The 25,800-nt window shown below is 68.3% G+C and carries 33 protein-coding genes, 1 tRNA gene and 1 other RNA gene; 19 read left to right on the forward strand and 16 right to left on the reverse strand.

The window, feature by feature from the left end; genetic code table 11:
• Positions 1 to 128: 128 nt before the first annotated feature.
• The 5 genes from ctaD to EPL04_RS15235 form a co-directional block, all read right to left on the reverse strand.
• Positions 129 to 1,937, reverse strand: a complete 1,809-nt coding sequence (gene ctaD, locus EPL04_RS15215; protein ID WP_245154593.1) for a cytochrome c oxidase subunit I — start codon at positions 1,935 to 1,937, stop codon at positions 129 to 131.
• 168 nt (positions 1,938 to 2,105) lie between these two features.
• Entirely contained in the window at positions 2,106 to 2,330 is a 225-nt protein-coding gene (locus tag EPL04_RS15220; RefSeq protein ID WP_134672047.1) for a DUF6684 family protein, read from the reverse strand.
• 49 nt (positions 2,331 to 2,379) lie between these two features.
• Entirely contained in the window at positions 2,380 to 2,739 is a 360-nt protein-coding gene (locus EPL04_RS15225; RefSeq protein ID WP_134672048.1) for a DUF7541 family protein, read from the reverse strand.
• A 24-nt stretch (positions 2,740 to 2,763) separates the two neighbouring features.
• Positions 2,764 to 3,099, reverse strand: a complete 336-nt coding sequence (locus tag EPL04_RS15230) for a DNA-binding protein (RefSeq protein WP_244605497.1) — start codon at positions 3,097 to 3,099, stop codon at positions 2,764 to 2,766.
• Positions 3,096 to 4,466: a hypothetical protein gene (locus EPL04_RS15235; protein WP_134672049.1), complete on the reverse strand. Its 1,371-nt coding sequence runs from the start codon at positions 4,464 to 4,466 to the stop codon at positions 3,096 to 3,098. The genes EPL04_RS15230 and EPL04_RS15235 overlap by 4 nt, the downstream gene beginning before the upstream one ends.
• A gap of 106 nt (positions 4,467 to 4,572) precedes the next feature.
• On the opposite strand from EPL04_RS15235, the gene EPL04_RS15240 reads away from it, so the two are divergent.
• A complete protein-coding gene (locus tag EPL04_RS15240; protein ID WP_134672050.1) occupies positions 4,573 to 4,824 on the forward strand; it encodes a hypothetical protein in 252 nt (83 codons plus the stop codon).
• On the opposite strand, the gene EPL04_RS15245 is transcribed toward EPL04_RS15240, so the two are convergent.
• Positions 4,825 to 5,085, reverse strand: coding sequence for an MTH865 family protein (locus EPL04_RS15245; RefSeq protein ID WP_134672051.1), 261 nt, complete (start codon positions 5,083 to 5,085; stop codon positions 4,825 to 4,827).
• Positions 5,086 to 5,235: 150 nt separating this feature from the next.
• Here EPL04_RS15245 and EPL04_RS15250 point away from each other — a divergent pair, with 150 nt between their 5' ends.
• Positions 5,236 to 5,817, forward strand: a complete 582-nt coding sequence (locus tag EPL04_RS15250; protein WP_134672052.1) for a DUF7553 family protein — start codon at positions 5,236 to 5,238, stop codon at positions 5,815 to 5,817.
• Between the two features lie 99 nt (positions 5,818 to 5,916).
• On the forward strand, positions 5,917 to 6,507 hold the full coding sequence (locus EPL04_RS15255; protein ID WP_134672053.1) for a plastocyanin/azurin family copper-binding protein: 591 nt from the start codon (positions 5,917 to 5,919) through the stop codon (positions 6,505 to 6,507).
• Here the strand turns inward: EPL04_RS15255 and EPL04_RS15260 are convergent, their stop codons facing one another.
• The gene (locus EPL04_RS15260; RefSeq protein ID WP_134672054.1) at positions 6,508 to 7,038 is read right to left on the reverse strand and encodes a type II toxin-antitoxin system RatA family toxin; all 531 of its coding nucleotides are present in this window, start codon (positions 7,036 to 7,038) and stop codon (positions 6,508 to 6,510) included.
• Positions 7,039 to 7,110: 72 nt separating this feature from the next.
• Positions 7,111 to 7,476 carry a DUF7344 domain-containing protein gene (locus EPL04_RS15265; protein WP_134672055.1) on the reverse strand — a complete coding sequence of 122 codons (366 nt, stop codon included), beginning with the start codon at positions 7,474 to 7,476 and terminating at the stop codon, positions 7,111 to 7,113.
• 201 nt (positions 7,477 to 7,677) lie between these two features.
• Here EPL04_RS15265 and coaBC point away from each other — a divergent pair, with 201 nt between their 5' ends.
• The 11 genes from coaBC (at position 7,678) to hpt (ending at position 17,770) form a co-directional block, all read left to right on the forward strand.
• The gene (gene coaBC / locus EPL04_RS15270) at positions 7,678 to 8,868 is read left to right on the forward strand and encodes a bifunctional phosphopantothenoylcysteine decarboxylase/phosphopantothenate--cysteine ligase CoaBC (RefSeq protein ID WP_134672056.1); all 1,191 of its coding nucleotides are present in this window, start codon (positions 7,678 to 7,680) and stop codon (positions 8,866 to 8,868) included.
• 176 nt (positions 8,869 to 9,044) lie between these two features.
• Complete coding sequence (locus EPL04_RS15275) at positions 9,045 to 10,094, forward strand: monovalent cation/H+ antiporter subunit E (protein WP_134672057.1); 1,050 nt, start codon at positions 9,045 to 9,047, stop codon at positions 10,092 to 10,094.
• Positions 10,091 to 10,366: a cation:proton antiporter gene (locus EPL04_RS15280; RefSeq protein WP_134672058.1), complete on the forward strand. Its 276-nt coding sequence runs from the start codon at positions 10,091 to 10,093 to the stop codon at positions 10,364 to 10,366. Before EPL04_RS15275 ends, EPL04_RS15280 begins: the two co-directional genes overlap by 4 nt.
• The gene (mnhG, locus tag EPL04_RS15285) at positions 10,363 to 10,680 is read left to right on the forward strand and encodes a monovalent cation/H(+) antiporter subunit G (protein WP_134672059.1); all 318 of its coding nucleotides are present in this window, start codon (positions 10,363 to 10,365) and stop codon (positions 10,678 to 10,680) included. Before EPL04_RS15280 ends, mnhG begins: the two co-directional genes overlap by 4 nt.
• A complete protein-coding gene (locus EPL04_RS15290; RefSeq protein WP_134672060.1) occupies positions 10,677 to 11,210 on the forward strand; it encodes a DUF4040 domain-containing protein in 534 nt (177 codons plus the stop codon). The genes mnhG and EPL04_RS15290 overlap by 4 nt, the downstream gene beginning before the upstream one ends.
• Positions 11,207 to 11,692, forward strand: coding sequence for an MnhB domain-containing protein (locus tag EPL04_RS15295; protein WP_134672061.1), 486 nt, complete (start codon positions 11,207 to 11,209; stop codon positions 11,690 to 11,692). The genes EPL04_RS15290 and EPL04_RS15295 overlap by 4 nt, the downstream gene beginning before the upstream one ends.
• Positions 11,689 to 12,045, forward strand: coding sequence for a cation:proton antiporter subunit C (locus EPL04_RS15300; RefSeq protein WP_134672062.1), 357 nt, complete (start codon positions 11,689 to 11,691; stop codon positions 12,043 to 12,045). The genes EPL04_RS15295 and EPL04_RS15300 overlap by 4 nt, the downstream gene beginning before the upstream one ends.
• Positions 12,038 to 13,570: a monovalent cation/H+ antiporter subunit D family protein gene (locus EPL04_RS15305; RefSeq protein WP_134672063.1), complete on the forward strand. Its 1,533-nt coding sequence runs from the start codon at positions 12,038 to 12,040 to the stop codon at positions 13,568 to 13,570. Before EPL04_RS15300 ends, EPL04_RS15305 begins: the two co-directional genes overlap by 8 nt.
• A 3-nt stretch (positions 13,571 to 13,573) precedes the next feature.
• Positions 13,574 to 15,292 (forward strand): cation:proton antiporter, encoded by a 1,719-nt coding sequence (locus EPL04_RS15310; RefSeq protein WP_134672064.1) that lies wholly within the window; start codon positions 13,574 to 13,576, stop codon positions 15,290 to 15,292.
• Positions 15,292 to 17,046 carry a Na(+)/H(+) antiporter subunit D gene (locus EPL04_RS15315; protein ID WP_134672065.1) on the forward strand — a complete coding sequence of 585 codons (1,755 nt, stop codon included), beginning with the start codon at positions 15,292 to 15,294 and terminating at the stop codon, positions 17,044 to 17,046. Before EPL04_RS15310 ends, EPL04_RS15315 begins: the two co-directional genes overlap by 1 nt.
• A gap of 157 nt (positions 17,047 to 17,203) precedes the next feature.
• On the forward strand, positions 17,204 to 17,770 hold the full coding sequence (gene hpt, locus EPL04_RS15320) for a hypoxanthine/guanine phosphoribosyltransferase (RefSeq protein ID WP_134672066.1): 567 nt from the start codon (positions 17,204 to 17,206) through the stop codon (positions 17,768 to 17,770).
• Position 17,771: 1 nt separating this feature from the next.
• On the opposite strand, the gene EPL04_RS15325 is transcribed toward hpt, so the two are convergent.
• From EPL04_RS15325 to EPL04_RS15335, 3 genes are all read right to left on the reverse strand, one after another.
• Entirely contained in the window at positions 17,772 to 18,026 is a 255-nt protein-coding gene (locus EPL04_RS15325) for a hypothetical protein (protein ID WP_134672067.1), read from the reverse strand.
• A 420-nt stretch (positions 18,027 to 18,446) separates the two neighbouring features.
• A tRNA-Arg gene (locus EPL04_RS15330) sits at positions 18,447 to 18,519 on the reverse strand.
• 13 nt (positions 18,520 to 18,532) lie between these two features.
• Positions 18,533 to 18,781 (reverse strand): Sec-independent protein translocase subunit TatA/TatB, encoded by a 249-nt coding sequence (locus EPL04_RS15335; RefSeq protein ID WP_134672068.1) that lies wholly within the window; start codon positions 18,779 to 18,781, stop codon positions 18,533 to 18,535.
• Positions 18,782 to 18,904: 123 nt separating this feature from the next.
• Here EPL04_RS15335 and EPL04_RS15340 point away from each other — a divergent pair, with 123 nt between their 5' ends.
• Together EPL04_RS15340 and EPL04_RS15345 are read left to right on the forward strand one after the other, a co-directional pair.
• A complete protein-coding gene (locus tag EPL04_RS15340) occupies positions 18,905 to 19,384 on the forward strand; it encodes a redoxin domain-containing protein (protein ID WP_134672069.1) in 480 nt (159 codons plus the stop codon).
• A 65-nt stretch (positions 19,385 to 19,449) separates the two neighbouring features.
• Positions 19,450 to 20,271 carry an HD domain-containing protein gene (locus EPL04_RS15345; RefSeq protein ID WP_134672070.1) on the forward strand — a complete coding sequence of 274 codons (822 nt, stop codon included), beginning with the start codon at positions 19,450 to 19,452 and terminating at the stop codon, positions 20,269 to 20,271.
• Here EPL04_RS15345 and EPL04_RS15350 read toward each other — a convergent pair.
• Both EPL04_RS15350 and EPL04_RS15355 read right to left on the reverse strand, forming a co-directional pair.
• Positions 20,268 to 21,377, reverse strand: a complete 1,110-nt coding sequence (locus EPL04_RS15350) for a glycosyltransferase (RefSeq protein ID WP_134672071.1) — start codon at positions 21,375 to 21,377, stop codon at positions 20,268 to 20,270. The genes EPL04_RS15345 and EPL04_RS15350 overlap by 4 nt on opposite strands.
• Before the next feature lie 33 nt (positions 21,378 to 21,410).
• A complete protein-coding gene (locus EPL04_RS15355) occupies positions 21,411 to 22,430 on the reverse strand; it encodes a glycosyltransferase family 4 protein (protein ID WP_134672072.1) in 1,020 nt (339 codons plus the stop codon).
• A gap of 202 nt (positions 22,431 to 22,632) precedes the next feature.
• On the opposite strand from EPL04_RS15355, the gene EPL04_RS15360 reads away from it, so the two are divergent.
• From EPL04_RS15360 to EPL04_RS15370, 3 genes are all read left to right on the forward strand, one after another.
• Positions 22,633 to 22,911, forward strand: coding sequence for a ribonuclease P protein component 4 (locus EPL04_RS15360; RefSeq protein ID WP_134672073.1), 279 nt, complete (start codon positions 22,633 to 22,635; stop codon positions 22,909 to 22,911).
• Positions 22,912 to 22,982: 71 nt separating this feature from the next.
• Positions 22,983 to 23,228 carry a YhbY family RNA-binding protein gene (locus EPL04_RS15365; protein ID WP_134672074.1) on the forward strand — a complete coding sequence of 82 codons (246 nt, stop codon included), beginning with the start codon at positions 22,983 to 22,985 and terminating at the stop codon, positions 23,226 to 23,228.
• Positions 23,225 to 24,106: a mechanosensitive ion channel family protein gene (locus EPL04_RS15370; protein WP_394345878.1), complete on the forward strand. Its 882-nt coding sequence runs from the start codon at positions 23,225 to 23,227 to the stop codon at positions 24,104 to 24,106. The genes EPL04_RS15365 and EPL04_RS15370 overlap by 4 nt, the downstream gene beginning before the upstream one ends.
• Before the next feature lie 386 nt (positions 24,107 to 24,492).
• On the opposite strand, the gene ffs is transcribed toward EPL04_RS15370, so the two are convergent.
• From ffs to EPL04_RS15385, 3 genes are all read right to left on the reverse strand, one after another.
• Positions 24,493 to 24,805, reverse strand: an RNA gene (ffs, locus tag EPL04_RS15375) — signal recognition particle sRNA.
• Between the two features lie 37 nt (positions 24,806 to 24,842).
• On the reverse strand, positions 24,843 to 25,298 hold the full coding sequence (locus tag EPL04_RS15380; RefSeq protein WP_134672076.1) for a hypothetical protein: 456 nt from the start codon (positions 25,296 to 25,298) through the stop codon (positions 24,843 to 24,845).
• Positions 25,299 to 25,360: 62 nt separating this feature from the next.
• Complete coding sequence (locus tag EPL04_RS15385; protein WP_134672077.1) at positions 25,361 to 25,780, reverse strand: DUF7548 family protein; 420 nt, start codon at positions 25,778 to 25,780, stop codon at positions 25,361 to 25,363.
• Between the last annotated feature and the right edge of the window lie 20 nt (positions 25,781 to 25,800).

The raw sequence follows: 25,800 nt of genomic DNA on the forward strand, positions 1-25,800 counted from the left end.
GTTGGGGGGACTCGCGATCCTCATGTTCGCCATGGGGATCATCCTCGCGGTGACGTGAGCCTCCCGGTCGCCGGTGGAGACCAGCGGCGAGACGAGACGAACTGAAACGACGGAAAAACGCGGCCGCGTTACTCTTCTTCGCTACGCCGACCGGAGCGAGAGTCGGTCTCCTCGCCGCTCGGCTCGCCGCCGTCGGTGCGGACGTCCTGCTCGTTCGGTTCGCCGCCGTCGGTGGCGATTGCGGTCTCGCGCTTGCGCTCGAACCACGTCCACTCCTTGGTCTTGAGCCCGTCGTCTTCGAGGTCCCACGGGTCGCCCGAGCCGACGCGGGGGCCTTCGAGCCACGACGTCACGAGGTTCCAGACGAAGACCAACTGGCCGAACGCCATGATGAAGGCGCCGACGGTCGCGACGAGGTGCCAGTCGGTGAACTGCGGGAGGTAGGTGGCGTACCGCCGGGGCATCCCGCCGTACCCCAGGAACAGCATCGCGAAGAACGTCAGGTTCGAACCGATCATGGTGGTCCAGAAGTGCACCTTCGCGAGGGTCTTCTGGTACATCCGGCCGGTGAAAAGCGGGAACCAGTAGTAGATACCCGCGAACCCGGCGACAGCGATCGCGCCCATCACGATGAAGTGGAAGTGCCCGACCACGTAGTAGGTGTCGTGGAGCACGAGGTCGACGGGGACCGACGCGAGGAAGACGCCGGTCACCCCGCCGATGATGAAGTTCTGGACGAATCCGATGCAAAACAGCATCGGGGCGGTCAGCCGGAGCCGGCCGTTCCACATGGTGGTGATCCAGTTGAAGGTCTTGACCGCCGACGGCACCGCGATCGCCAACGACACCGCCATGAACGACGCCCGGATCCGGGGGTCCATCCCGGTCGAGAACATGTGGTGGGCCCACACCCCGAACGAGAGGACGCCGATCGCCAGTGTCGAGTAGACCACGAACTTGAATCCGAACAGCTTCCGGCCCGCAAATCTGGGCAAGATCAGGCTCACCAGTCCCATCGGCGGTAACACGAGGATGTACACCTCGGGGTGGCCGAAGAACCAGAACAGGTGTTGCCACAGCATCGGGCCGCCGCCCTCGACCGCGAAGAACATCGTCCCGAAGTTCCGGTCGAGGAGCAACATCACCAGCGCGCTCCCCAGCAGCGGGAACGAGAACAGGATGAGCCCCGACTGGGTCAGCATCGTCCACGAGAAGATGTCGAGGCGCTCCCAGCCGACCTCATCGCCGCGCTCGGTGAAGATGGTCGCGATGAAGTTGATCGCACCCATCGTCGCCGACACTCCAGAGAGGTGGAGTCCGAGCAACATCAGGTCGACCCCGGGGTTGGCCTGCTCGACCGACAGCGGCGTGTACATCGTCCAGCTGGTCTCGGCGGGCGCGATGCCGATGTCGGTCGCCGCCAGCGGGAAGCCGATCCAGATGAGGATGGCGGCCGGCGGGAGCAACCAGAACGCGATGGCGTTGATCCGGGGAAACGCCATGTCGTCGGCTCCGATCAAGAGCGGGATGAAGTAGTTGCCGAACGCCGCGATGATCGGCGTTCCGAACAGGAATAGCATCGTGATCCCGTGGGTCGTCAGCAGGGCGTTGTAGAAGTTCGCACCGATGATGGCCTCGGTCGGCGTGGCCAGTTCGGTCCGCATCAGCAGGACCGCGATGCCGCCCCACGCGAACGCGGTGAGGCCGTAGAGCCCGTAGAGAATGCCGATGTCCTTGTGGTCGACCGTGGTCAGCCAACGGCTGATCCCGGATGGCTTCTCTTGGTGTGCTTGCCCAGTCTGTTCGCCGACGTAGCCGCCACCGCTCGCGATGGGGGCGTACGACCGCCAGTCCTCGAAGCGCGTGAGGAACGCGGCGACCGCGAGGAGGAACACCCCCATGACGACGGTAAGTGCTATTTGCCCGGCTTCTACCATACCGCAGAGTCAGGACTACAACGTAAAGAAAGGTTAGGTTCCGTCGCCGCCAGTGCGGCGGGCGATTACGAGATGAAAGAGCACGGACGGTATCCGATCGAGTAGATCGCTCGCTCGTCCGTCAGGTCGTAGACTCGCGAACCTAGAGCGGTCGCGTCGACGCGGCGATCAGGCCTCGGCGCCCTCGATGAGCGAGGCCGCGATGTAGGTGAGATACGCCAGCAACAGGAAGGGGACGATCAGCAGGCCGTAGCCGATGACGGAGGTCAGCCCCTCGATCTCCCAGGGCGTGGCGACCGTAAACAGCGCGATGAAGAACCCGATGATGAGAAGCGGGATGATGTTGACCGAGATGTCGAGCCACGTCTCGCGTTCGAACAGCGGTGTTGCCATGCTCGGGTGTTACGAGCGGGGTCTCAAATAAATTGCCGATTCGTCCGGGTCAGGCGGCGGCCGGCTCCCAGAACGAGCCGAACACGCCCGCGAGCAACACTAACAGCCCGCCGACCAGCACGGCGATCCCCCGGAGACGGACGGCGTTCGTCGTGGTCAACGCGACCGCGCCGCCGACCGCGAGACAGATCACCGACGCCGTGACCAGCCCCTTCCACGGGTCCGCGACGTACCCGGATTCGCGCAGGATGCCCACGACGCTCCCGACGAACAGCAAGAGACCGCCGACCGCGACTGGGAACAGCGCCATGACGATGCCCACTTCGAAGATTGCGAGTCCGAACGCCACGAACACCGGCCACGGGCTGGCCTTGCGATACTCGTCGCTCAGTCCCGGTTGCTCGTCCATACCAGTAGTTGCGGACGGCGCCGACTAAAGCGCTCCGACTATCGGCCCGCGAGCGGTCGCGACCATCCCGGCGCTGATGGGGTCGGTCGTCACGTACGAGTAGACGAACAGGAACGCGAAGTAAAGCACCACCAGCAGGCCCAAGAGCTTGAGCCGGAAGCTCCGAAGGCTCTCGCTTTCGGCCGCGTAGGTCTCGCGGAACCGCTCGCGCTCGTCGTCGTCGAGTCGCTCCCAGTGGTCGAGGCCCTTGTGGAGCGTGAGCAACTCGGCGCTCTCCAGCGGGCGCTGACAGTACGGGCACTCCGCGGGCGATTCGTCCGGCGGGACGCGGGTCTCGTGGGTGGCTGTCTCTGAGCTCATACGAACGGGGGTGTGACGTCGGGCGCGGACACGATCCAGAGGCTACTCATGGTGTAGAGGACCATCACGACGACGAACGGGTACTGGCTCCGGACCGCCTGCAGGCGGCCGGGAAACACCTCGTAGGCGGTCGCGTGGGCGACCCAGACCGCCACGAGGTGGCCGACGAGCACGAACGCCACCGCGAGCCCGCCGAACCAGCCGGGGAGCACGATCAACACCGGATTGAGCGGCGGCGACAGCGGGCTGGTCACCGCGGCGGTCAGCGCGGGCGATAGCGAGAGGAAGTATCCGAGGAAGTGCGCGAGGTGGTAGCCGGCCGCGATCGGGAGCAGCGAGGGTGCGAACCGGCGGGCGATCGCGTCGGGGGTGAGGTAGGTCTCGGCGGTCTCGCGCGCGGACCGCGAGGCGAGGCGGTAGGCGCCGAGGAACGCGGCGAACCCGATCAACAGCCCCGCGGGGTAGACCGCGACCGCGGGCACCCCGAGTCCGACGGCGCCGCGGGCGAGGTCGGCCCAGACGGGCGTCCCGACGAAGCCGTCGTAGGTGGTCACCCACAGGAGCGCGACGACGAACGCGATCTCGTCGCGACCGTCGACGAGACGGGGCTCGGTCAGCGCCGCGCCGGGCGGCCGGAGTTCGAGGCCGTCGTCGGTGCGCTGGAGCGGGGCGACCCGGCCGTAGTACCGGAACACCCGCGAGACGGGGTCGACGCGGTCGAACCACGCGTCCGAGCCGTAGACGGCGGCGCCGGCGAGCGTCGCGACCGAGTAGCCGACGACGACGCCCGCGAGCAGTCGCGGCTCGTCGGCCAGCGGGCTCACGACTTCGAGCCAGATGAGCGCGAGCAGTCCGACCACGCTTGGCCACGCGCCGAACCGCTCGGGGTACGCGCGGTCGAGCGACGGGAGCCATTCGGCGAGCGCCCGCCAGGGGTTGAGCGCGGGCCAACTGTTGCCCAGTAGGTAGACGGTCGCGACGTAGCCCGCCCACCAGCCGACCCACACTACCAGTATCGCGGCGTTGCGGAGCGGATCGGTCGGGCCGAGGAAGCCGACGGCCACGACGCCGAACAGCGCGACCACCGACACCGCTCCGGTCGCGCGCCGGGCGACCGCCAGCGGGGCGTCCGCGACCCGGCGCCACTCGTGGACCGCCCGGATGAACGCCCGGTCGGTCACGAAGCTGGCGAGCAGGAACGACGCGCCCACCACCCCGCCGCCGGTCAGCAAGAACAGCCACGTCGGGATCGAGAGCGACCCCGTGGCCGCCCGCAAGCTCCCGCCGTGGGCGAGCGCCCGCCCGACGAACGCGACCGTCGTCGCGAGCGCGACGCCGAGGCCGCGCCGGAGCCACCGCGTTCTCATGACCGACGCTTGGGCCGAGGCGAACTTGGAGCTTCCGACTCCCAGACGGCACCGGGGCGCCGGCAAGGTTTTACCGGACGGGGTGGTACGAGGCGTGGGGGTTATCGTGGAACGTCAAGGCACACCGACAGGACCAGACGAGCGAGGCCAGCACGATCCGACCGAGCCGGCCCAGCCCGAGGACATCGCGGAGATGGACATCACCGAGCCCACAGTGACGTGGCTCGAACTGTCCCATCCCCAACAGCCGATCCCGATCGGCGAGAAAGACCGCGTGCTGGACAGCCACTTCAACGAGCAGTACGGCGTGTGGGAAGTGCTGTTAGTCGCGCTTCCCGAGGAAGAGGACGACGAGTAGCTACAGCATCTCCTTGTCTTTCAGGCCCTGAATCAGGTCCTCGACCAGCGTGTCGACGTCGTCGTAGGGGAAGTCCTGCGCGTCGGACATCTTCGTGGACAGCTCCATCGCGGTGAAGCTCACGTCGCCGGCCTCGAACTTCGTGCCCGGCCCGTCGGGGAGCGCGGGCACCAGATCCATCGGATTGGTGACCGGGTAGTCTGCGCCCTCGAAGGCGTCTGTGAACTGCGACCGGAGCTCGGCTTCGGTTTCGTCTGCCATACCCGTCCAATGTGTCGTTCCGGGCAAAAACGTTCCGGAACAACCGAAAACTCATTGTGTGTTTATTCGTCGACGGGCCGCCTGCCCCGTGTGGGTTCGCGGCCAGTGGACACTTCTCGGTCTGGCCGGTAGGTGTCGGCGGGTGGGACCGTGACACCGCTACCTGCACTCATCGACATCCGCGACGACCTCGCACGAGCGATCGAGGAGACCGACGGGGACGACGACCTGCGATCGGAGCTTCGGACGGTGAGCGACCGGCTCGACGCCTTCGAGGAGCGCGACCGCGCCGACCGCGGCGGCATCGTCGACGAAGTCGACAATCAACTGCTCCGGGTCGAAGAACGACTCGACGACGAGGCGGCCGCCCGCGCGGTGCAGTCGGCGCGCAATCGGCTCCACATCTACCGCGAGAGCCGCCAGCAGACCGACGCGAACCTCGCGGTCGTCGATTCGACCGTCCGGGATTCCGGCGGTCCCGATGCCGACGAGGTGGTCCCGGTCGGGGAGGTGACGGTGGCCGTCACCGTCGCCAACACGGGCGCGGACACCGAAATCGTCCCGATCGTCACGTTCTACGACGATCGGGCCGCCGAGGTGGAGTCGGTCCGGGGGCCGGAGTTCGCCCTTGCGGGCGGCGAGCAAGCGCAGTTCGAGTTCGACACGGACGCGCCCGCGGACGCGACTACACATGCGATCTCGATTTCGGACACCGGGGAGGTGCGAACGTAGCAGGTCGCCGGCGCCGGCGCTCGTTTCGAGCGACGACGCGGTCGGGCGCCGAAAGGTCGGATCGAAAGTATAGAGTACCCGCCACCGCTACCATCACGCATGACGAACACGGAATCGAGCGAGTCGGTCACTCGCCGCGGCTTCATGCGGACCGCCACGGGCGCAGCGGCGGCCGCGGGGGCGGCCGGAACCGCAGCGGCGCAAGACGAGGGCGGCGAGGAATCGGGCGGCGGCGGCGGTGGCGGGGCCACGAAGGAAGTGACCGTCGGCCCCGGCGGCGACCTCGTGTTCGAACCCGCCGAGATCGAGATCCAGCCCGGGACGACCGTCAAGTGGGTCTGGGACTCGGACAACCACAACGTGGTCGCCGACTCGACGCCCGAGGGCGCGGACTGGGAGGGGACCGAAGGCGGCGACAGCGAGACGTACAACACCGGTCACGAGTACAGCCACACTTTCGAGGTCGAAGGCGACTACGAGTACTACTGTACGCCCCACCGGAGCGCGGGCATGGTCGGGACGATCACGGTGTCGCCCGACGCGGGCGGGGGCGGCGAGGCGGCCGGGCCGGCCATCCCGTCGACAGCCAAGACCCTCGGCGTCGCGACGACCGCCGCGATGGTGTTCACGCTCGGACTCGCGTACTTCTTTCTCAAGTACGGCGGTGATTACGGCGACGCCGGCGAGTAATCACACGGCGTCGGGGGCCTCGTGAAGCGTCAGCTCGACCGCTCGGGGCTCGCCTTCGAGGTCCGCGACGATGCGCTCGACCACCCGCTCTGCTTCCTGTAACACGATCGGTTTCACCTTCTCGACGACCCAACTCAGCGAGACGAGCCGCGGCAGATCGAGCATGTCGGAACTCGCCGAGTCGGCGTCGAACCGGATGACGAGCCGGACCCGCGAGGCCGACCCGCGGTCGGGCGGCGCCTCGTCGGGCGCGGGTTCGACGACCCAGCGCCCGTGGGCGTTCAGGTCCTTGACGAGCCGCCAATCGATGGTGTTCGGGCGGTCGAGTTCGGTCACCGCCGACCGGACGGTGTATTCGAGTTTCCACCACGAGAGGCGGATGTCGTACTCGGTTCCCGGACCGCCGTCGCCGTGCCGATCGACGCCGTCGAGGTGGTTCGAGTAATCGGCGTACCCCTCGAAGTCCGCGAGAAAATCGTAGGCCTCCTCGGGCGGCACGTAGACGACGGTGCTGATTTCGACGCTGTCCACGCTGGGGCCTTCGGGTGAGCGGAGCCTAAAAGTTCCGGCGAGCGGCGGGGATCGGCGGCGGGGGACCGCGACTCAGGCGTTCAGCTCCGAGGCCCGTCGCCCCGAGGTCCGACCGGCGTCGGAGTCCGAGATCGACGCCAGATACGGTTCGAGGTCGCTGACCCCGTCGGCGAGTTCGACCGTGCCGCGCTCGGAGTCGTACTCGACGACGCCCGCGTCCGCGAGCTTCGGCAGGTGGGTGTGGCGCAGGGATAACGCGACGGTCGAGGCGTCGGGGTCGCCCAGCCAGGTCGCGATGCGTTCGGCCAGCGCTTCGACGGACGTCTCCGTCCCTCGGTCGGCCGCGTAGAGGACGCCCCGGCGGCGGGCGCTCGACAGCAGTTCGAAAGCCGCGCTTACGTCGTCGGCACGTTCGTCGGCGAGGGCGTATTCGGGCATACAGTGTGACGGTGACGCCGAGGGTATATCAACCGGGTCCACGTTCCCGGTGCGTTCGGTGTGTTCTGCCGGACCGTTGCAACCGTTTCAAGGATCCCTTTCAGTTTATTATCTCTCTGTTTCCGCGGCGTAGCGCCCCGATTCGGGAGTCGCCGACCCGAACCCCCTCCCATTTAACGTGGGCCGGCCCCAAGATCCGCCATGCTCGCGGGAGTCAACGTCGCGGTGGGCGTGACCGGCAGTATCGCGGCGGTGAAGGTAGTCGAGTTGGCCCACGAACTCCGGAGGCGGGGCGCCGCTGTCCGGGCGGTGATGACCGACAGCGCCGCCGGAATCGTCCACCCGTGGGCGGTCGAGTTCGCGACCGACGCGCCCGTCGTCACCGAGATCACCGGCGGCGTCGAGCACGTCGACCTCTGCGGACGCGACGGGTGGGCAGACGTGTTCCTGATCGCGCCAGCGACCGCCAACACCGTCGGCAAGGTGGCGGCCGCGATCGACGATACGCCGGTCACGACGACCGCGACCACCGCGCTCGGCGCGGATCTGCCGGTCGTCGTCGCGCCCGCGATGCACGAACCGATGTACGACCATCCGGGCGTGCTCGACGCGATCGAGCGCGTCGAGTCGTGGGGCGTCGAGTTCGTCGCCCCTCGGATCGAGGAGGGAAAGGCCAAGATCGCGACTGCCGACGCGATCGCGCTGGCGGTCGCACGCGCGGCCGCCCCGGACGCCCTCTCGGGCGCGCACGTAACGATCACTACCGGGGCGACCGCCGAACCGATCGACCCCGTGCGCGTGCTGACCAACCGATCGTCGGGCAAGACCGGCCGGGCGGTCGCCCGCGCCTGCTACGCGCTCGGTGCGGACGTGACGCTGGTCCATGGCCCGGTCGGCCCCCACCCGGTCGACCGCGAGACGACCGGCGGCCCGATCCCGTACGCCGATCTCGTCTCGGTCGAATCCGCCGCGGAGATGCTCGGGGCGGTCCGGGAGTCGGTCGCCGAGGGCACGGACGCGCTCGTCTCGGCGGCCGCGATCGCCGACTACACCGTCGACCCCGCCGACGAGAAGCTCCGCTCGGGTCGAGAGCGATCGCTCGATCTCGCGCCCACGCCGAAGCTCATCGACGAGATCCGGGCCGACAGCGACCTCCCGATCGTCGGCTTCAAGGCCGAGACCGCCGGCGACGACGCCGCGATGGTCGAGCGCGCCCGCGAGACGCTCCGGCGCGCGGACCTCTCGTTCGTGGTCGCGAACGACGCCAGCGTGATGGGCGGCGACGAGACCCGAGCGCTTTTCGTCCGCGAGCACAGCGTCCGGACCTACGAGGGCTCGAAGGCCCAACTGGGTCGGGCGGTCGCCGACGGGATCGCCGCCGAACTCGACTGACCTGCCGGCGGCCCGGTCCGGTCGCGCGATTCGCGATCCGGCCGTGCCACCGGGTCTCGGGAAACCGAAGCAATCTTTATACACTGGCTACCCTTTTCAGATAGGACTCTCACGATGGTCGGCCACCTACCGGTGTATCGTCGTTCCGGACGAATCAGTTCGAGCGGCCCACTCCGATGACGGGGACCCAGATTCTGGTCCCGGTTCGGGATTCGGTCACGCTCCGCAACACGGTGGCGTACGCCGCCGAGAGCGCCGTCGACGCCGAGCCGGGCGCGGCCCCGACGCTTCACTTCGTCTATCCGGTCTCCGAGCGGGTCACGGTCGGTGACCCGCCCGAGGACGCGACCGAGCTGCTCGATCGGGTCCGCGCGTGGGTCGCCGAGGACCTCGGCGACAACGCGGCGTCGATCGGCGTCGAGACCGCGCTGGTCGGCCCCGACGAGTACCTGTTCAACCCCGGCGACTACGCCGACGTGTTGGGCCGGTACGCCGCCGAAAACGACGTCGAAACCGTGGTGCTCGACCCCGAATTCAACCCCTCGGGGATGACGCCGTTGTTGCCGCCCCTGGAGACCGAACTCGAACGCGCGGGCCTCGCGGTCGAGATCGCGCCGGTCGAGCGACCGACCCGGCGGTTCCCGCTCGCCCGCCGCGCGGGGCTCGGCCAGTTCGCGGTGCTGTTCGGGTGGGCCTACGGCTTCTATCTGCTCGTCGGGGGAACGCTGTCGACCTTCGATCTGGCGACCGGCGCGATAAGCGGCCTCGTAGTCGCCGGGCTCCTCTGGCGGATCTCGCTCAGCGGGTTCGTCGACGTGTCGCGGCTCGTGGGGCGGCTCGGACGTCTGGTGGTGTACGCGCCGTTCCTGCTGTGGGAGATCGCGAAGGCCAACTTCCAGATCGCGTACGTCGTCCTTCACCCGGACCTCCCGATCGACCCCGAGGTCGTCGAGTTCGACGCCGCGGTGTGGTCGGAGCTCCCGGTGACGACGCTGGCGAACAGCATCACCCTCACCCCGGGGACGCTCACGATCGACGTCTCCCGGCGCCACTTCACGGTACACGCGCTCACCGACGGCGCGCGCGAGGACCTGCTCGGCGGGACCCTAGAGCGGGCGGTCCGGTTCGTCTTCTACGGCCGGTCGGCGGCTCGCATCCCGAGCCCCGCCGAGCGCGACGCCGACTCGGACGACGCCGAGCGACCGACGGGAGGTGAGAACGCGTGACGTTCATCAGTACCGCGCTGTTGACGGCCGCCGGTGCGTTCGTCCTCGTCTCGCTGGCGGTCGTCTACCGGCTGGTCCGGGGGCCGACGATGCAGGACCGCGTCATCGCGGTCAACGTCATCGGCACGAACACCGTCATCGTGATCGCGCTCGTCGCGGCCGCCCTCGGCGAGTCGTCGGCGCTCGACATCGCGATCGTCTACGCGCTGTTGAACTTCCTGATGAGCATCGCCATCTCGAAGTTCACGGTCGAGCGGGGTGGTGTGCTGTGACGCCCCGAGAGATCGCGATCGCCCTGCTCGCGGCCGGCGGGGTGTTCTTCGCGTTCGTGGCCGCCGTCGGCATCCTCCGACTGCCCGACCTCTACACCCGCTCGCACAGCGCCTCGAAGAGCGACACCCTCGCGGCCGGCCTCTCGCTGGCCGCGGTGGCGCTGACGTTCGGCTCCGACCTCTCGACGATCAAGGCACTGCTGTTGTTGTTGTTCATGTTCATAACGAACCCGACCGCCGCCCACGCCATCGCGCGGGCGGCCGCCGAAGAAGGTATCGAGCCGTGGACCCGCGAGGAGGAGGTGGACGAATGATCGGCCTGGAGTTTGCGCTACTCGGATTCGTCTTCGCCTGCGCGCTCGCGACCGCGGTGTTGCGGGACGTGCTCGGCTCCATCATCGCGTTTGCGGCGTACAGCCTCGGGATCGCGATCATCTGGGTCGTGTTGCAGGCCCCCGACGTCGGGCTCACCGAGGCCGCGGTCGGCGCGGGCGTGACCACGGTCCTGTTCTTGCTGACGATCACCAAGACCGTGCGGCCGTCGGGCGAGCGCACGCTCGAACGTCTCGACCTGCCCGCGCTTGGCGTCTCCGTCGTGCTGGTTGGCGTGCTCGCGACCACGCTCGGGGCGCTCCCACCGATCGGCGGCGCCGAGACCCCGGTCGCCACCTCCGAAGTGACCGGCTACTACCTCGAACACGCCTACAAGGAGGCCGGCGTGAAAAACGCCGTCACCGCGGTGCTTGCGGCTTATCGAGGGTTCGACACCCTCGGCGAGGCGGTCGTGGTCTACTCGGCGGGGGTCGGAATCCTGGTCGTGCTCCAGCGGGAGGTGTTCGCATGAGCGACGCCCACCCGACCGAGGCCGACGCCGAGGCGGAGCCGACCGAACGGGGGGCCTACGTCGAGAGTCCGATCATCATGGCGACGGTGCGAGTCGTCGCGCCGTTCGTGTTCACGTTCGGGCTGTTCATCATGTTCCACGGCGCCGACTCGTCGGGCGGGGGCTTCCAGGGCGGGGTCATCGTCGGCACCGTCATCCTGATGCTCGGCATCGCGTTCGGCATCGAGCCGACCCGCGAGTGGGTCGACCCCTCGACGCTGGTGGCGATCGTCGGGGTCGGGACGCTCGGGTTCGTCTCGATCGGCGTCGCGACGGTCGCGCTGGGCGGGGCCTTCCTCGACTACCCGGCGTTCGGCATCCATCACGCGAGCAAGTACGGCATCGAACTCGTGGAACTGCTCATCGGCGTCATCGTCGCCGGCATCATCACCGGGCTGTTTTTCGCCATCGCCGGCGGGATGGAGGGAGGTGAGTCGGCGTGATCGACGTGATCGCCACCCGGTACTACTATCTGGCGACGTTCCTGCTGTTGGGCGTCGGCACGTACATGATGATCGGCAACCGCAACATCGTCAAGAAGGTGATCGGCGTGAACATCTTCCAGACCGGCATCTTCCTGTTCTTCATCGCGTCGGCGTACCTCGAGGGCGCGAACCCGCCGGTGCTGACGACCGAGGCGCCCCACGTCAGCCCGTTGCCCCACGTTCTCATCCTGACCGCCATCGTCGTCGGGGTGAGCCTCACCGCGGTCGCGCTGGGGCTGGTCGTGCGCATCTACGACGAGTACGGCACCCTCGACGCCGACACCCTCTGGGAGGTGCGAGCCGATGAGTGACCTCGTTCCGTTCGCGGTCGCCGTACCGATCGTCGGCTCGGTGCTCGCGTTGCTTGCCGGACTCGTCCGATCGAAAAGCGGGTGGCCCGTCGCGGTCGTCGCCTCGGCCGTCCACGTCGGCGTCGCGGCCGAACTCGCCCGGCGCGCGCTCTTCGAGGGGACGGTCAGATACGTCGTCGGTGGCTTCGAAGTCCCCTACGGCATCGAACTCGTCGTCGACGGGCTGTCGGCGACGGTGCTCGGACTGGTGGCGGTGGTCTCGCTGGGCGTACTCGCCTACGCCCGCGTCGCGGGGCCGCGCTCGAACCCCTTCTACGCGGCCTACCTGCTGTTGGTCGCGGGGCTGACCGGGCTGACGATCACCGGCGACCTGTTCAACATGTACGTCTTCCTCGAGATCACGGGGCTGGCGGCGTACGTGGTCGTCGCCAGCGGCGACGGCGGCCGGTCGGCGGTCGCGGCGCTCCGGTACCTGCTGATCGGCACCGTCGGGGCGTCGCTGTTCTTGCTGGGGCTCGGCTACGCCTACATCGCCACCGGGACGCTCAACATGGGCGACCTCGCGACCCTGCTGGCCGAGTACGGCCACACCACGACGCTCGTCCAGACGGCGTTCGCGTTCGTCGTGGTCGGCCTGCTCATCAAGATCGCGGTGTTCCCGCTCCACACCTGGCAGCCCGAAGCGTACGCCGCCTCGCCGGACTCGGTCAGCGGCCTGATCTCGGCGCTGGTGTCGACGGTGTCGGCCTACGCGCTGATCCGGGTGGTCTACACCGTCTTCACCCCGGAGTTCCTCGCGGCCAACCCGCTCGCGCGGGACCTGCTCGGGGTCGCCGCGGCGGTCAGCATCGTCGCCGGGAGCGTGCTCGCGGTCGCCCAGACCGAGGTCAAGCGGATGTTGGCCTACTCGTCGGTCGCCCAGTACGGGCTCGTGATCGCGGGCGTCTCGCTCGTCAACGAGACCGCGATGATCGGGGCGCTCGTCCACCTCGTCGGCCACGCGATCATGAAAGGCGGGCTCTTTCTGACCGCGGGGCTGGTCGCGACCGCGACCGGCGCGCGCACGGTCGACGACTACGAGGGGCTGGCCGAGCGGCTCCCGGCGGGCGCGACCGCGTTCGGCGTGCTCGCGCTCGCGATGGTCGGAATCCCGCCCGCGGTCGGCTTCGTCGGCAAGTGGTACATCGCGCTCGGCGCGGTCGAAACCGAGTCGTGGGTGCTGACCGCGGTCATCGTCGGGAGCACGCTGTTGACGCTGGCGTACTTCGCCCGACTGGTCGAGCGGATGTTCTTCCGCGAGACCCCGGTCGCCGCCGGCGACGCGGAGGCGGCCCGCGACGACGCAGACGTCGGCGCCGACGTGACCGCCGCCGACGGCGGCGACCGACTGCCAGCCCCGGGGACCGTCTCGCTCGGGATGTACGCGGTCGTCGTCGCGGCGGCCGCGCTGGCGGTCGCGCTCGGCGCGGCCGTCTTCGAGTACGCAGCGCTCGTCGAACCGACCGTGACCAGTCTCCTCTCCTGAACAATGACAGAGATACACTCTCTCCGACCGGTCGCAGCGGTGTTGATTTCGCTCCTCGCAACCGTCCCCATCCTCGCGTCCAGCGGGCGCCCGAACGTCCGGGAGGCCTGGACCATGCTGGCGGCGCTGGGGACGTTCGGGGTCGTGGCGAGCATGGTCCCCGGCGTGCTCGCCGGCGACACGTACGTCACCGACTTCGGGACGTTCGTCCCCGAGGTGTCGTTCGCGCTCCGGGCCGACCCGCTCGGCATCCTGTTCGCGCTGCTCGCGAGCACGCTGTGGGTGGTGACCAGCCTCTACAGCATCGGGTACATGCGCGGGCTCGACGAACACGACCAGACGCGGTACTTCGCGGCGTTCGCGGGGAGCGTGGCGTCTGCGGTCGGCGTCGCGTTCGCGCACAACCTCATCGTGCTGTACGTCTTCTACGAGCTGTTGACCGTGGCGACCTATCCGCTGGTCGCCCACGACGAGACCGACGAGGCCCGCGCGGCCGGCCGGAAGTACCTCGCGTACACCTTCGGCGGCGGCGTCGCGGTGCTGGCGGGCATCCTGCTGGTGTTCGTTCTCACCGGGACTACCGACTTCACCGCGGGCGGCATCGCCGGACTCGCGGGCGCCGACCCCGCCCTCGCGCGGGCGGCGTTCGGACTGCTGGTCGCGGGCTTCGGCGTGAAGGCGGCGCTGATGCCGATGCACTCGTGGCTCCCCGACGCGATGGTCGCGCCCACCCCTGTCTCGGGGCTACTCCACGCGGTCGCGGTCGTCAAGTCCGGCGTGTTCGGCATCGCCCGCGTGGTGCTCGACGTGTTCGGCCCCGACCTCGTGGGCGACCTCGGGATGGGGCTCCCGCTCGCGGTCGTCGCGGCGCTCACGCTCGTGATCGCCAGCGTCATCGCGCTCCGCCAGGACAACCTCAAGCGCCGGCTCGCGTTCTCGACCGTGAGCCAGCTGTCGTACATCGTGCTCGGGCTGGCGGTGCTCCACCCGATGTCGCTGACCGGGGGACTGCTCCATATCCCCGCCCACGCGTTCATGAAACTCACGCTGTTTTTCTGTGCGGGCGCGATCCACGTCGAGACCCACACCGACGACATCTCGAACATGGCGGGCATCGGCAAGCGGATGCCCCTGACGATGACCGCGTTCGGGATCGCGGCGCTCGGCATGGCCGGCATCCCGCTGGTCGCGGGGTTCGTCAGCAAGTACTTCCTGCTGATCGGCACCGTCTCGGCCGGCCAGATGGTGTTCACGGCCGCCCTACTGGTCTCGGGCGTGCTCAACATCGCGTACTTCTGGCCGGTCGTCTACGCGGCGTTCTTCGAGACGCCCGACCGGAGCGACGAGAAGCCGGTGATCGGGGCCGCGCTCGGCGGCTGGGTGGCCCGCGACGGCGCCGACCAGTGGCTCGCGTCCGACGGCGGCGCTGGCGGGCGTGACGGCGACCCCACCGACGACCACGGCTACGCCGACGACCACGAGGGGCAGGGCCCGGTCGACAGCGCGGCGGCGGCCGAACACATCGACCGGGAGCACGGCCCCGACTACCGCCCCGAGTGGGAGCACCGCGGCTGGACCGGCGAGGAGTCGACGTGGTTCATGCTCGGACCGATCCTGTTCGCGGCGGCCGGGTCGCTCACGCTCGGCGTCGTTCCCGACGCCGCGGTGTTCCTCCGGATCGTGCGTCTCGTCGTCGCGGGCGCGACGGGGGTGAGCGTCTGATGGTCGACCCCGTCGTTCCCCCGTTCGTCCCCGTGCTGTTAGCGGCGCTGGTACTCCCGTTCGTCGGCCGGCGGCTCGGCCACGCGCTCGGCGTGCTGGCGACCGCGGTCGTGGTCCCGTACGTCTGGCTCGTCCCCGAAGGCACCCATCTGGCGACGCGGCTGTTCGGCTTCGACGCCGTGCTGTTCAACCTCGATCCGTTCTCCCAGCTGATGGGGCTCATCTTCGGCTTCATCGGCGCGGTCGGGGTGGTGTACTCGTGGGCGAGCGACGCCGACAGCCTCCAGACCGCGTTCGCGCTCTCGTACGTCGGGACCAGCCTCGGCGCCGTCTTCGGCGGCGACTGGCTCACCCTGATCTTCTTCTGGGAGCTGATGGCGGTCACCAGCACCCTGCTGGTGTGGTACTACGGCGGGCGCGCGATCCGGGCCGGCTACCGGTACGCCCTGCTCCACGGCGTCGGCGGCACGCTCCTGCTCGGCGCGGTGGTCTGGCACTACGTCGCGGCCGGCACCTTCCTGTTCACCGGCGACGGGATGGCCGGGCCGGTCGCGCCGGTGCTCGCGGGCATCGGCATCGGCGTCAACGTCGGGTTCGTCGGGCTCCACGCGTGGCTCCCCGACACCTACCCGCGCCCGCATATCGCCGCGAGCGTCTTCCTCTGTGTCTACACCACCAAGACCGGTGTCTACGGCATGTACCGGGCGTTCCCCGACGGCAACGTCGCCATCGCCTATATGGGGGGCATCATGGCGGTGTTCGGCGCGACGTACGCGCTGTTCCAGAACGACATGCGCCGGTTGCTGTCTTACCACATCCAGTCGCAGGTCGGCTACATGATCGCCGGCGTCGGCATCGGGACGGCGCTGGGTCAGGCCGGCGCGATGGCCCACGTCTTCAACCACATTCTCTACAAGGGCCTGCTGTTCATGACCGCCGGCGTCGTGGTCTACCGGACCGGCAAGGAGAGCCTGAAGAAGCTGGGCGGACTCGGCCGGGAGATGCCGGTCACGGCCGTCGCGTTCACGGTCGCCGCGCTCTCGATCGCCGGGTTCCCGCTGTTCAACGGCTTCGTCAGCAAGGGCATCGTCATCTCGGCCAGCCACTACGACTTCCCGGCCGGACCCGTCGCAGTCGGCGACTTCCACACTCTCGAACTCCTCCTCCTCGTCGGGGGCGTCGGCACGTTCCTCTCGTTTATCAAGTTCGGCTACTACGCCTTCCTCCACGGCGAGTACGACGGCAGCGTCGCCGACGCCAACCGCGGCCAGACCGTCGCGATGGTCGCCGTCGCCGCGCTCTGTGTCTTCTACGGCATCTTCGACGGCGCGCTGTTCGCGATCCTGCCGTTCGACGTGACCAGCGAGGCGGTCGTCTCGCACGTCTACCACACCTACACCGTTCCCCACGTCGTCGAAGGGGTGGCGCTGGCGGTCATCGGCCTCGTCGGGTTCGTCCTCATCAAGAAGCCCCTCGAACGGTACGGCGGGGACGTCCCCGACGTCGACGCCATCTACAACCCCGCGGCGTTCTACGGTACCCGCGGTCTGGTCGTCGGGGTCACCGAACTGTACGCCGCGGTCGATCGGCTCGCGGTCGGACTCGCGACCGGGTCGGCGAGCGCGGTCCAGCGGCTCGGCGGCGGCGTCGTCGCGGTGGTCGGGGGCCGTCCGGTCGAGGCCCGGACCGACATCCGAAACGGCGTGCTCCTCATCATCGTGGCGCTGGTCGCCACGCTGGTCGTCGTGCTCTGAGCCGGCCGGCATTTTTTCGAGGTCCGAACGCGCCGCCGAGCGCCCCGCCTCGCGAACGCCGAGTCACGCCCGGGCTACGTGAACGGCTCCCGTGAAACCCTCGACCACGGCCGGCCCCAGACCGTCACCTTTTATTCGCAGGTCGAGTACCTCCGACATGGATAAGCTGAGGCGATCGCTGCTCGACGCGCCGATCATCGAGAAGGACGGCTACCACTACTTCGTCCACCCCATCAGCGACGGCATCCCGATGCTCGAACCGGGGCTCCTCCGCGAGATCGTCATCAAGATCATCCGGAAGGCCGAACTGGAGGACGTGGACAAGATCGTCACGCCCGCGGCGATGGGGATCCACATCTCGACCGCGGTGTCGCTGATGACCGACATTCCGCTGGTCGTCATCCGGAAACGCGAGTACGGTCTCGACGGCGAAGTCGCCCTCTCCCAGCAGACGGGCTACTCCGAGAACGAGATGTACGTCAACAACGTCGAGGACGGCGATCGCGTGCTGTTGCTCGACGACGTTCTCAGCACCGGCGGGACGATGAAGGCAATCACGGAGGCGCTCGAACACATCGGCGCGGACGTGGCCGACGTCGTCGCGGTTATCAAAAAACAGGGTCCGAACGAGCTCGACGACACCGATTACGACGTCAAGACGCTGATCAACGTCGATGTCCGGGACGGCGAGGTCGTCATCGTCGACGAGAACGGCGACGGGTAAGTCACTGATCTCTCGCGGCCCCGCCGGCCGCGGTCAGCGCCGACGGGAGGCTCGTTCCGAGCGGGATGCGGGCGGTCCGGTCGGTCAGCGTCGGCGCGAGCACGACGATCGAAAAGGCGCTTCCGGCCAGAAAGACGAGGTCTTGCCAGATCGTCGTCCCATCGCCGCCGTATCGAGAGAGGTCGTCGTCATCGCTTCTTCGTAGGCACGGTGGTTGCGTAACGCTGGTCGCTATACGTATTCGGGTGTCGTTCACCCCGCCCTTCGATAGTTGCTGTTGTCAACGACTTCCGTGGCGACTTCTGAAGTGACTGGGAATACGGCGGTGTTCTGGAACCCGAACCCAACCCAATGCGGTGGCTGTGCAGTGGCGGTAGTGCGGTGGCGGGGCGGTTGCGCACGAGACATTGTACCGCGAGCGAACGCAGTGAGCGAGCGGACCAAGCGACGACCGGAGTGAGCGGAGCGAACGGTGCGAGGAGCGCGGGTTTCATCGACGTTTTACAAGCGAGCGCCGCTCGGGGCGCGAGCGCACTAAAAGGTCGACGGGCGTGACGGGATTCGAACCGGAGCAAGACAGTCCGGGCGTGCGGCCCTGCGGGCCGTTCCGGGCTGTGGCTTGCGGGGTTCGAACCCGCACGCTTCGTTCTCGGTCTCGCGTTGCTCGACACGAGAACGGGCGTGACGGGATTCGAACCCGCGGTCGGGAGGTTAGGAACCTCCCGCCCTCTCCACTAGGCCACACGCCCCGCGAAAAATCGGTTATTCGGTGGTCCGCTCGGCGTCGGTCTCGCTCGTCGTCGTCTCGGCGTCGACGCCGCCTTCCTGCATCTCCTTGAGCTCCTCCTCGACTTCCTGGCGCCCCTTCTTGAACTCGCCCATCGCCTCGCCGGTCGAGCGGGCGAGCTTCGGAATCTTGTTCGCGCCGAACAGCAGGACGGCGATGAGGAGGATCACCATCATCTCCATCCCGCCGGGAATCGGGCCGAACAGTGGAATCATCTGTACCATCTCTGTTCGGAGATAGCCGATTCTGGACTATATGCTTTTTGCTCGGTGTAGCGCCTCGGGAACCGACCCCGCGGCGTCGACTCCGGAACTGTCTTGTCTCCGACACCGAGACGTCTACACACGATGGTAGACGTAGGCGATCACGCACCCGACTTCACCGCACCGCTCGCCGACGGCGACGTCTCGGAGTTCACCCTCTCGGACCACCTCGACGAAGCGCCGCTCGTGCTGGCGTTCTTCCCCGGCGCGTTCACCAGCGTCTGCACGGCGGAGCTCTGTACGTTCGAGTCCGAGCTCGCCGCCTACGAGGACGTCGGCGCGACGGTGTACGGCATCAGCGTCGACTCGCCGTTCGCGCTGAACGAGTTCCGCGATCGGGAGGGACTCAGCTTCGGGTTGGTCAGCGACTCCAACAAGGAGATCGTCGACGACTACGACGTCGTGATGGATTTCGCCGACCTCGGCTACTACGGGGTCGCCAAGCGCGCCGTCTTCGTCGTCGACGGGGACCGAACGGTCACCTACCGGTGGGTCAGCGACGACCCGGGCGTCGAACCCGACTACGACGCGGTCGAGGCGGCCGCCGCCGACGCCGCGGAGTAGCCGCCCCGACCGGTCGCCGGCCGCGGGCCGAGAGCTTTTATCCGCTGGCGACCGAGATGCACCGTATGAGCGAAATCGACGAGACCGACGACCGGCGGCGGGTGTACGACCCCGAGGACGACCATCCGTTCCCGGACGAGCGACTCAACGAGGTGTTGGCGTTCATCGACGACGACCCCGAGATTCAGACCTACCTCCGCGCCCAGAACGTCAATCCGGTCGATCGGAAGGGGTACAACGACCACGGGAGCAAGCACATCGAGATCGTTCGCGACCGGGCGCTTGCTCTCTACGAACTCCTCAAGGACGGCGGCGTGGAGTTCAACGGCGCGGCCGATCAGGGCCTGACCGAGGCCGACGAGAGCGTGATCATCGCACTGGCGGCGACGATCCACGACATCGGCCACGTCGTTCACCGTGACGACCACGCCTACTGGTCGATCCCGCTCGCCGCGGACCTGCTCGATCGCGTGTTGCCCGAACTCGGCTTCTACGACACCGAGGAGACCGTCCGCGTGAAAGGCGAGATCCTCCACGCGATCCTGTGTCACCACACCGAGGAAGACCCCCTGACGACCGAGGCCGGCGTGCTCCGGGTCGCAGACGCCCTCGACATGGAGATGGGCCGCTCGCGGATCCCCTACGAACAGGGCGGCCGGGGGATCAACACCGTCTCGAGCCAGGCCATCCAGCGGGTGTCGCTGATGGAGGGCGGGTCGGTCCCGGTGCTCGTCGAGATCGAGATGCTGAACGCCGCGGGCGTCTTCCAGGTCGACAACCTCCTGAAGGCGAAGTTGCAGGACTCCGGGCTCGAAGAACTGATCCGGATCGTCGCGGTCAACATCCGCGAGGACGGCAACCAACTGGTCGAGCGCGTCGAACTCTAGCGGACCGACTCGTAGACGCTCCGGAGCCGTTCGACCGCTCGCTCGACGCTGGTCGCCTCGCGTCGGTCGAGACACGTCTCTCGGAGCTCCTCGCGGGCCCCAAGCGTCCGACGGATCGCCGCCCGGAACCCCTCGATGTCGCCGCTCTCGTAGTGGAATCCGGTTTCGCCCTCCCGGATCGTGTCGGCGAGCGCGCCCGCGTTCGCGCCGACGACCGGCGTGCCACACGCGTTGGCTTCGAGCGCCACCAGCCCCTGCGTCTCGACCGGGCTCGGGAACGCGAAGGCATCGAGCGCCGAGTAGAACGCGGGGAGGTCCTCGCGGTCCAGAAAGCCGAGGAACCGGGCGTCGGCACCCAGCCTCTCGGCCTGTGCTTCGAGGTCGTCGCGGGCCGGCCCGTCGCCGCCGAACACGACGGTCACGTCCATGTCGGCCGCCGCCATCACGAGCTCCGAGAGGCGCTTCTCGTAGCCGTGGCGCCCGGTGTAGCCGATCAGCGGGCGGTCGTCGTCGCCCGGGAGGTCGTAGCTGTCGAGGAAGTCGTCGGTCTCGACGGGGCGGAACCGCTCGGTGTCGACGCCGTTCGGGACCACCTCGACGGGGGTATCGACGCCGACCTCCTCGCGCAGGTGGTCGCGGGTCGACCCGGAGGGCGCAAGCACCGCGTCGGCGCGGCCGAAGAACCACCGCTCGTACACCTCCGAGAGCCGACCGACCAGCGACGCCACGGTCTCGGTCGGGGCGACGTACTCGGCGTACTCGCTGGTCGGCGTGTGGTACGAGGCCACCAGCGGGACGTCCCGGTCGCGCGCGAGCCGGAGCCCGCCCAGCCCGATGCTGAACGGCGTGTGAGCGTGGACGACCTCGGCGTCCCTGACCGCCTCGGGAATCGTGGGCGTGCCGAGTCGGAACCCCTCGTAGAACGGGAACGGGAGGCTCCCGACGGGGTGTTCGCCGTCGGTCGGTCGGTGGCCGTCGGCGCTCGGGTAAACCACGTCCATCCGCCCGCCTGCCCGCTCCCAGCGGTCGCGCCACGACGCGATCGTGTAGGTCACGCCGTTGACGGTCGGGAGATAGGTGTCGGTGAACGCGGCGACCTGTTCCATTGTCGGCCTCTTTGGGAACCGATAGTTAAGACCTTATGAAGTCTGGCCGGCGCCGGAGTCGCCAGCGAGGTCGCGGTACAGTTCGACGAGGTCGTCGCCGACCGCTTCGATGGTGAACGCCTCGCTTTTGGCCGCGGCGTTGGCCCCGATGCGTTCGCGCAGGTCCGGATCGCGCATGGCGTCGAGTTCGGCCTCGAAGTCCCCGGTCGCCTTCAGGCAGTGAGTCCCGTCTTCGAGCCAGTCGTAGGTGGGGATGTCCCGGATCACGAGCGGCTTGCCACAGCCCATCGCTTCGAGGAGCGCGATGCCCTCGTTCTCGTTTTTCGACGGCCAGAAGAAGACGTCGCCCGCGGCGAACCCGCCCCGGACGTCCTCGATGTAGCCGGTGAACGTGCAGTTGTCGGGCGCGCTCTCGACCAGCCGCTTGGTGTCGCGGCTCTTGAGGACCCGGTCGAGTTCGCCGCCCGCGGGGTTGAGATAGCCGAACCACACGAAGTCGAGGTCGGGCATCGCCCGCGCGGTCTCGACGAACGCCTCCAGTCCCTTGCGCTTGATGACGTGGCCGACGTTGAACACCACCGGCGGATCGAGGTCGTAGCGGTCGAGATACTCCTCGCGGAGGTCCTCGAACCCCGCGAGCGCGTCGGGGTCGAACCCGTTGCTGATGACCGTCTTCGGGGCGTCCGCGTACCCCGCGACGACCTCGCGGTTGTGGTCGGAGGGACACACGAGGTGGTCGGCCAGCGAGTAGGCGTACTCCAGATACGGCCCCATGGGCTTTGCGAGGAGATTCGAGAACGCGAAGCTCTCCCGGAAGTCCTCGGCGGTCTGGTGGGCGTGGACGAGGACGGGGACGCCGCGCTGTCGGGCCTTCCGCGCGTAGTAGATCGACTTCGGGCCCATGTTGTTGAGGTGGAGCAGGTCGGCGTCGAGCGTCGGCTCGGTGGTGTACGCGACGCCCCGGCGGTCCATGATCTCGCGCTGGTTCGCGACCGACTGGGCGTGGCCGCCGGTGATGTACGCCTCCCACTCGAAGTAGTGGCTCACCTTCATAGTCGTTCGCGGCCGGCGAACCGGCCGTCGGTGTGGGGGCGAAGACGCGGCCCGGCCAAAATCCTACCGGAACGCACCCGCCCGACCCGGAAGAAATCGAAAACTATTTACGTTGTTCGTAGGATGACCCCCATGGGGCAACTCAGGATACCTTCTATCCTTGTCCTGGTTCGCCCCGGAAACCCCCACCCCCCATTCCCACATGTCCATAGCCGAAGAACGCATCGAGCGCCTCGCCGGCCTCGCTCGCGACGCCGCCGCCGAGTGTCGCGACGACCGCGCCCGGGAGTACGTCCGACTCGCCCGCCGACTCGCCGAGCGCAATCGCCTCTCGCTCCCCCGCGATTTCCAGCGGTTCGCCTGCGACGCCTGCGACGCTTACCTCCGCCCCGGGAAAAACGCCCGGGTCCGCCTCCAGGACGGCCACGTCGTCCTCACCTGCGACTGCGGGTCCCACGCCCGGTACCCCTACGACTCCTGAGTTCGCGCCGTCGCGTCGCGGTCGTCACCCGTTCCATGCCCTTTAAGCCGCTTCGTTTCCCAGAACGGGGTATGACCGACGAGGACCTCCGTAAACAGGCCCACGACCTCGACGTGACCGTCTGGGTCGGCAAGGCCGGCATCGACTCGGTGACAGACGAACTCGCCGACCAACTCCAGGACCGCGAGCTCGTGAAAGTCAAGTTCCTCCGGGCGGCTCGGGGCGGCACGACGACCGACGACCTCGCCGAGGAGCTCGCGGACGCGGTGAACGCCGACCTGATCGAGACGCGCGGGAACACCGCGACGCTCCACTGATGGTCGAAGCCCTCCCGTTCCTCGAATCCGCGCTCGGAAGCTACGCGCTCGCGGTGACCCAAGCCCTCTACTTCGTCGTCTCGTTCGCCGCGATCTATCTGGCCGGCCGGCTGACGGTCGTGCCGCTGGTCGGGCGCTTTCTCGATCGGCGCGACCTCGACAGGCACGCACGGCGACCGCTGGTGAAGCTGACGAAGTTCGCCGTGGTGTTCGTCGCGGTCTCGGTGGCCTTCGGGTTCGCCGACTACGGCAACTTCCTCACCTCGCTGGCGACGATCGCGGCCGCGGCCACCCTCGCCATCGGCTTCGCGATGCAGGACGTCATCGCCAACTTCGTCGCGGGCGTGTTCATCTACACCGACGGGCCGTTCAAGATCGGCGACTGGATCGAGTGGGACAACGGCAGTTACTCGGGGGTCGTCGAGGACATCGGCCTCCGGGTCACCCGGGTCCGGACCTTCGACAACGAACTGCTGACGGTGCCAAACTCCCAGCTCACAGACGGCGTGATCAAGAACCCGGTCGACGGCGAGCGCCTCCGGCTGAAGTTCCTGTTCGGGATCGGGTACGACGACGACATCGATCGTGCGACCGAGATCATCGTCGAGGAGGCACGATCCCACCCCGACATCTTGGACGACCCCGCGCCGTCGGTCCGACTGACCGAACTCGGCGACTCGTCGGTCGGCCTCCAGTCGCGCATCTGGATCGACGATCCGAGCCGGGCCGACTACGTCAAGACTCGCGGCGAGTACGTCACGAGCGTCAAAGAGCGGTTCGACGAGGAGGGCATCGACATTCCGTACCCGAACCGCACACTCGAGGGCGGACTGGAGCTGGCGAACGTCGAGGGACAGATCGAGCCCACCGACGACTAACACAACCTTTTGCAGCGGTCGGCGCATGAACGCGCCTCCCTTGGAAAACGTTGATGAAAAACCTGCGTCACCCTTTCAGTCGCTTCGCTCCTTCGGGGGTTCCTCGGTCCGCTCGCTCGGGCTTCGCCCTCGCTCGCGGCGGATGACCGTGTACGACGGAGAAGGGACGAGCCAAGCGAGAGTAGGATGCGTCTCGGCTGGTGTCGCGTTCCGTTGCGGTAGAGTACGAGTCGCTGTACCGCGAGCGAACGCAGTGAGCGAGCGGACAAAGCGACGACCGGAGCGAAGCGGAGGGAGGAGCGCCGTGTTTTTCATCAACGTTTTCCAAGCGAGGGAGTGACGAGCCGACGGCTCGCCCTCCCGAGCGCAGTAAAAGTTGTATGAATAGGTGGACGGCCGGCGTTGCCCGGCGTTCCGCGTCGGGGAGTCCCGGTCGCGTCCTCCACCCCGCAACCCTGCGAGCGATAGCTGTCCAGTGGTCCGGTGCTCACTTCCGTGCCTGACGGATTGCCACCGGCTAACCTCGACTGCGACGCTCCTGCGAGCGTCCGCCGAGGACCGCTATCCCCGCAGGACGAGGCTTCGAAGTCGGCTTCCGGGGCCCGGCGCGGTCTGACCGGACGCCTCCGGGGTTCGGCCCCCGCTAAAGACCATAGTGCGGGTGGAGAGCAGGGCCTAACTGCCCGACCTAGTCCATCTCGGAGTAGTCGCCCCGGACTTAAGGACCTTTCGCAAATCAGACGAGGGCGACGCCACCGACGACCGCAATGAACCCCGCGACCCCGACGAGCGCGTCCGGAAGGGCGCCCGCTCGGCGGTGGCGTCCCGAACAGGTCCCGGTTGTCGCCACCACGAGGACAGCGGCGACCCCCACCTTCGCGGCGAGCAGGCCTCGGAGCCCGACCGCCGCGATGGCGGGCGGGAGGAACGCGAGCGCGTCCCGTCCGCTCGCGGTCGCGGCGAGGATCGCGGTCACGTCGGCGACCAGCAGACCGACGAGCGCCCCGACCGCGAGCGCCGACAGCGACGAGAGCCACGGCCACCCGTCGTCGCGGACGACGTACTCGCGGTCCGCCTCCGAGAGGAACTCCTCGTCGCGGAGCACCCAGGGCTCGCCGGACGCCGTCTCGCGGTCGCCGAGCGCGTCCGGGCCGGGGGCGTCGGCGGGGTCGGTCGCGTCGTTTCGTCTCACGCCGCCATCTCCGGCCGCCCGGGGCTTTGTTATGGGGCGGCTGTCGTCGGCGTAACCGTCGGTTACACCACTTGGCGGGCGTACCAGCCGGCGCTTCCCGCGACCGCGAGCGCGGCGCCGAACAGGGCCCACCGGTGGTAGTCAAAGGCGGCGTCGGTCGGGAAGCTTCCGACCACGTCGCCGGCGGCGATCGCCCACCACAGCGAGAGGACGGCCATGAAGCCCCCGAGCACGACTGCCACACCCGCGGCGGTCTGCGGGTCCGTGCGGTCGTTCCGGCCGGCGGCGAAGACGATGACCGCCACGGCGGCGAACAGTCCGACGACGAGGTGGATCGGCACCGGGACCGGGACGCCGTAGTAGACGCTCGCCTCGGACGGCGAGATGAGGAAGTACGGTGCGACCACGGCCGCGAGGACCGCAAGCGCGGCGAGGACGCCCGCGGTCGGCGCGGGCGTCTCGGGGGAGCGTTCGCTCGACATACCCGGGAGTTCCGGCCGGC

It is taken from the genome of Halorussus marinus (genome assembly GCF_004521895.1).
Taxonomy (GTDB): Archaea; Halobacteriota; Halobacteria; order Halobacteriales; family Haladaptataceae; genus Halorussus; species Halorussus marinus.

Coding starts and splice junctions, on each gene's coding strand:
- ctaD (WP_245154593.1), bottom strand. CDS start 1,937: ATGGTAGAAGCCGGGCAAATAGCACTTACCGTCGTCATGGGGGTGTTC.
- EPL04_RS15220 (WP_134672047.1), bottom strand. CDS start 2,330: ATGGCAACACCGCTGTTCGAACGCGAGACGTGGCTCGACATCTCGGTC.
- EPL04_RS15225 (WP_134672048.1), bottom strand. CDS start 2,739: ATGGACGAGCAACCGGGACTGAGCGACGAGTATCGCAAGGCCAGCCCG.
- EPL04_RS15230 (WP_244605497.1), bottom strand. CDS start 3,099: ATGAGCTCAGAGACAGCCACCCACGAGACCCGCGTCCCGCCGGACGAA.
- EPL04_RS15235 (WP_134672049.1), bottom strand. CDS start 4,466: ATGAGAACGCGGTGGCTCCGGCGCGGCCTCGGCGTCGCGCTCGCGACG.
- EPL04_RS15245 (WP_134672051.1), bottom strand. CDS start 5,085: ATGGCAGACGAAACCGAAGCCGAGCTCCGGTCGCAGTTCACAGACGCC.
- EPL04_RS15255 (WP_134672053.1), top strand. CDS start 5,917: ATGACGAACACGGAATCGAGCGAGTCGGTCACTCGCCGCGGCTTCATG.
- EPL04_RS15265 (WP_134672055.1), bottom strand. CDS start 7,476: ATGCCCGAATACGCCCTCGCCGACGAACGTGCCGACGACGTAAGCGCG.
- coaBC (WP_134672056.1), top strand. CDS start 7,678: ATGCTCGCGGGAGTCAACGTCGCGGTGGGCGTGACCGGCAGTATCGCG.
- EPL04_RS15275 (WP_134672057.1), top strand. CDS start 9,045: ATGACGGGGACCCAGATTCTGGTCCCGGTTCGGGATTCGGTCACGCTC.
- EPL04_RS15290 (WP_134672060.1), top strand. CDS start 10,677: ATGATCGGCCTGGAGTTTGCGCTACTCGGATTCGTCTTCGCCTGCGCG.
- EPL04_RS15295 (WP_134672061.1), top strand. CDS start 11,207: ATGAGCGACGCCCACCCGACCGAGGCCGACGCCGAGGCGGAGCCGACC.
- EPL04_RS15305 (WP_134672063.1), top strand. CDS start 12,038: ATGAGTGACCTCGTTCCGTTCGCGGTCGCCGTACCGATCGTCGGCTCG.
- EPL04_RS15310 (WP_134672064.1), top strand. CDS start 13,574: ATGACAGAGATACACTCTCTCCGACCGGTCGCAGCGGTGTTGATTTCG.
- EPL04_RS15315 (WP_134672065.1), top strand. CDS start 15,292: ATGGTCGACCCCGTCGTTCCCCCGTTCGTCCCCGTGCTGTTAGCGGCG.
- hpt (WP_134672066.1), top strand. CDS start 17,204: ATGGATAAGCTGAGGCGATCGCTGCTCGACGCGCCGATCATCGAGAAG.
- EPL04_RS15335 (WP_134672068.1), bottom strand. CDS start 18,781: ATGGTACAGATGATTCCACTGTTCGGCCCGATTCCCGGCGGGATGGAG.
- EPL04_RS15340 (WP_134672069.1), top strand. CDS start 18,905: ATGGTAGACGTAGGCGATCACGCACCCGACTTCACCGCACCGCTCGCC.
- EPL04_RS15345 (WP_134672070.1), top strand. CDS start 19,450: ATGAGCGAAATCGACGAGACCGACGACCGGCGGCGGGTGTACGACCCC.
- EPL04_RS15350 (WP_134672071.1), bottom strand. CDS start 21,377: ATGGAACAGGTCGCCGCGTTCACCGACACCTATCTCCCGACCGTCAAC.
- EPL04_RS15355 (WP_134672072.1), bottom strand. CDS start 22,430: ATGAAGGTGAGCCACTACTTCGAGTGGGAGGCGTACATCACCGGCGGC.
- EPL04_RS15360 (WP_134672073.1), top strand. CDS start 22,633: ATGTCCATAGCCGAAGAACGCATCGAGCGCCTCGCCGGCCTCGCTCGC.
- EPL04_RS15365 (WP_134672074.1), top strand. CDS start 22,983: ATGACCGACGAGGACCTCCGTAAACAGGCCCACGACCTCGACGTGACC.
- EPL04_RS15385 (WP_134672077.1), bottom strand. CDS start 25,780: ATGTCGAGCGAACGCTCCCCCGAGACGCCCGCGCCGACCGCGGGCGTC.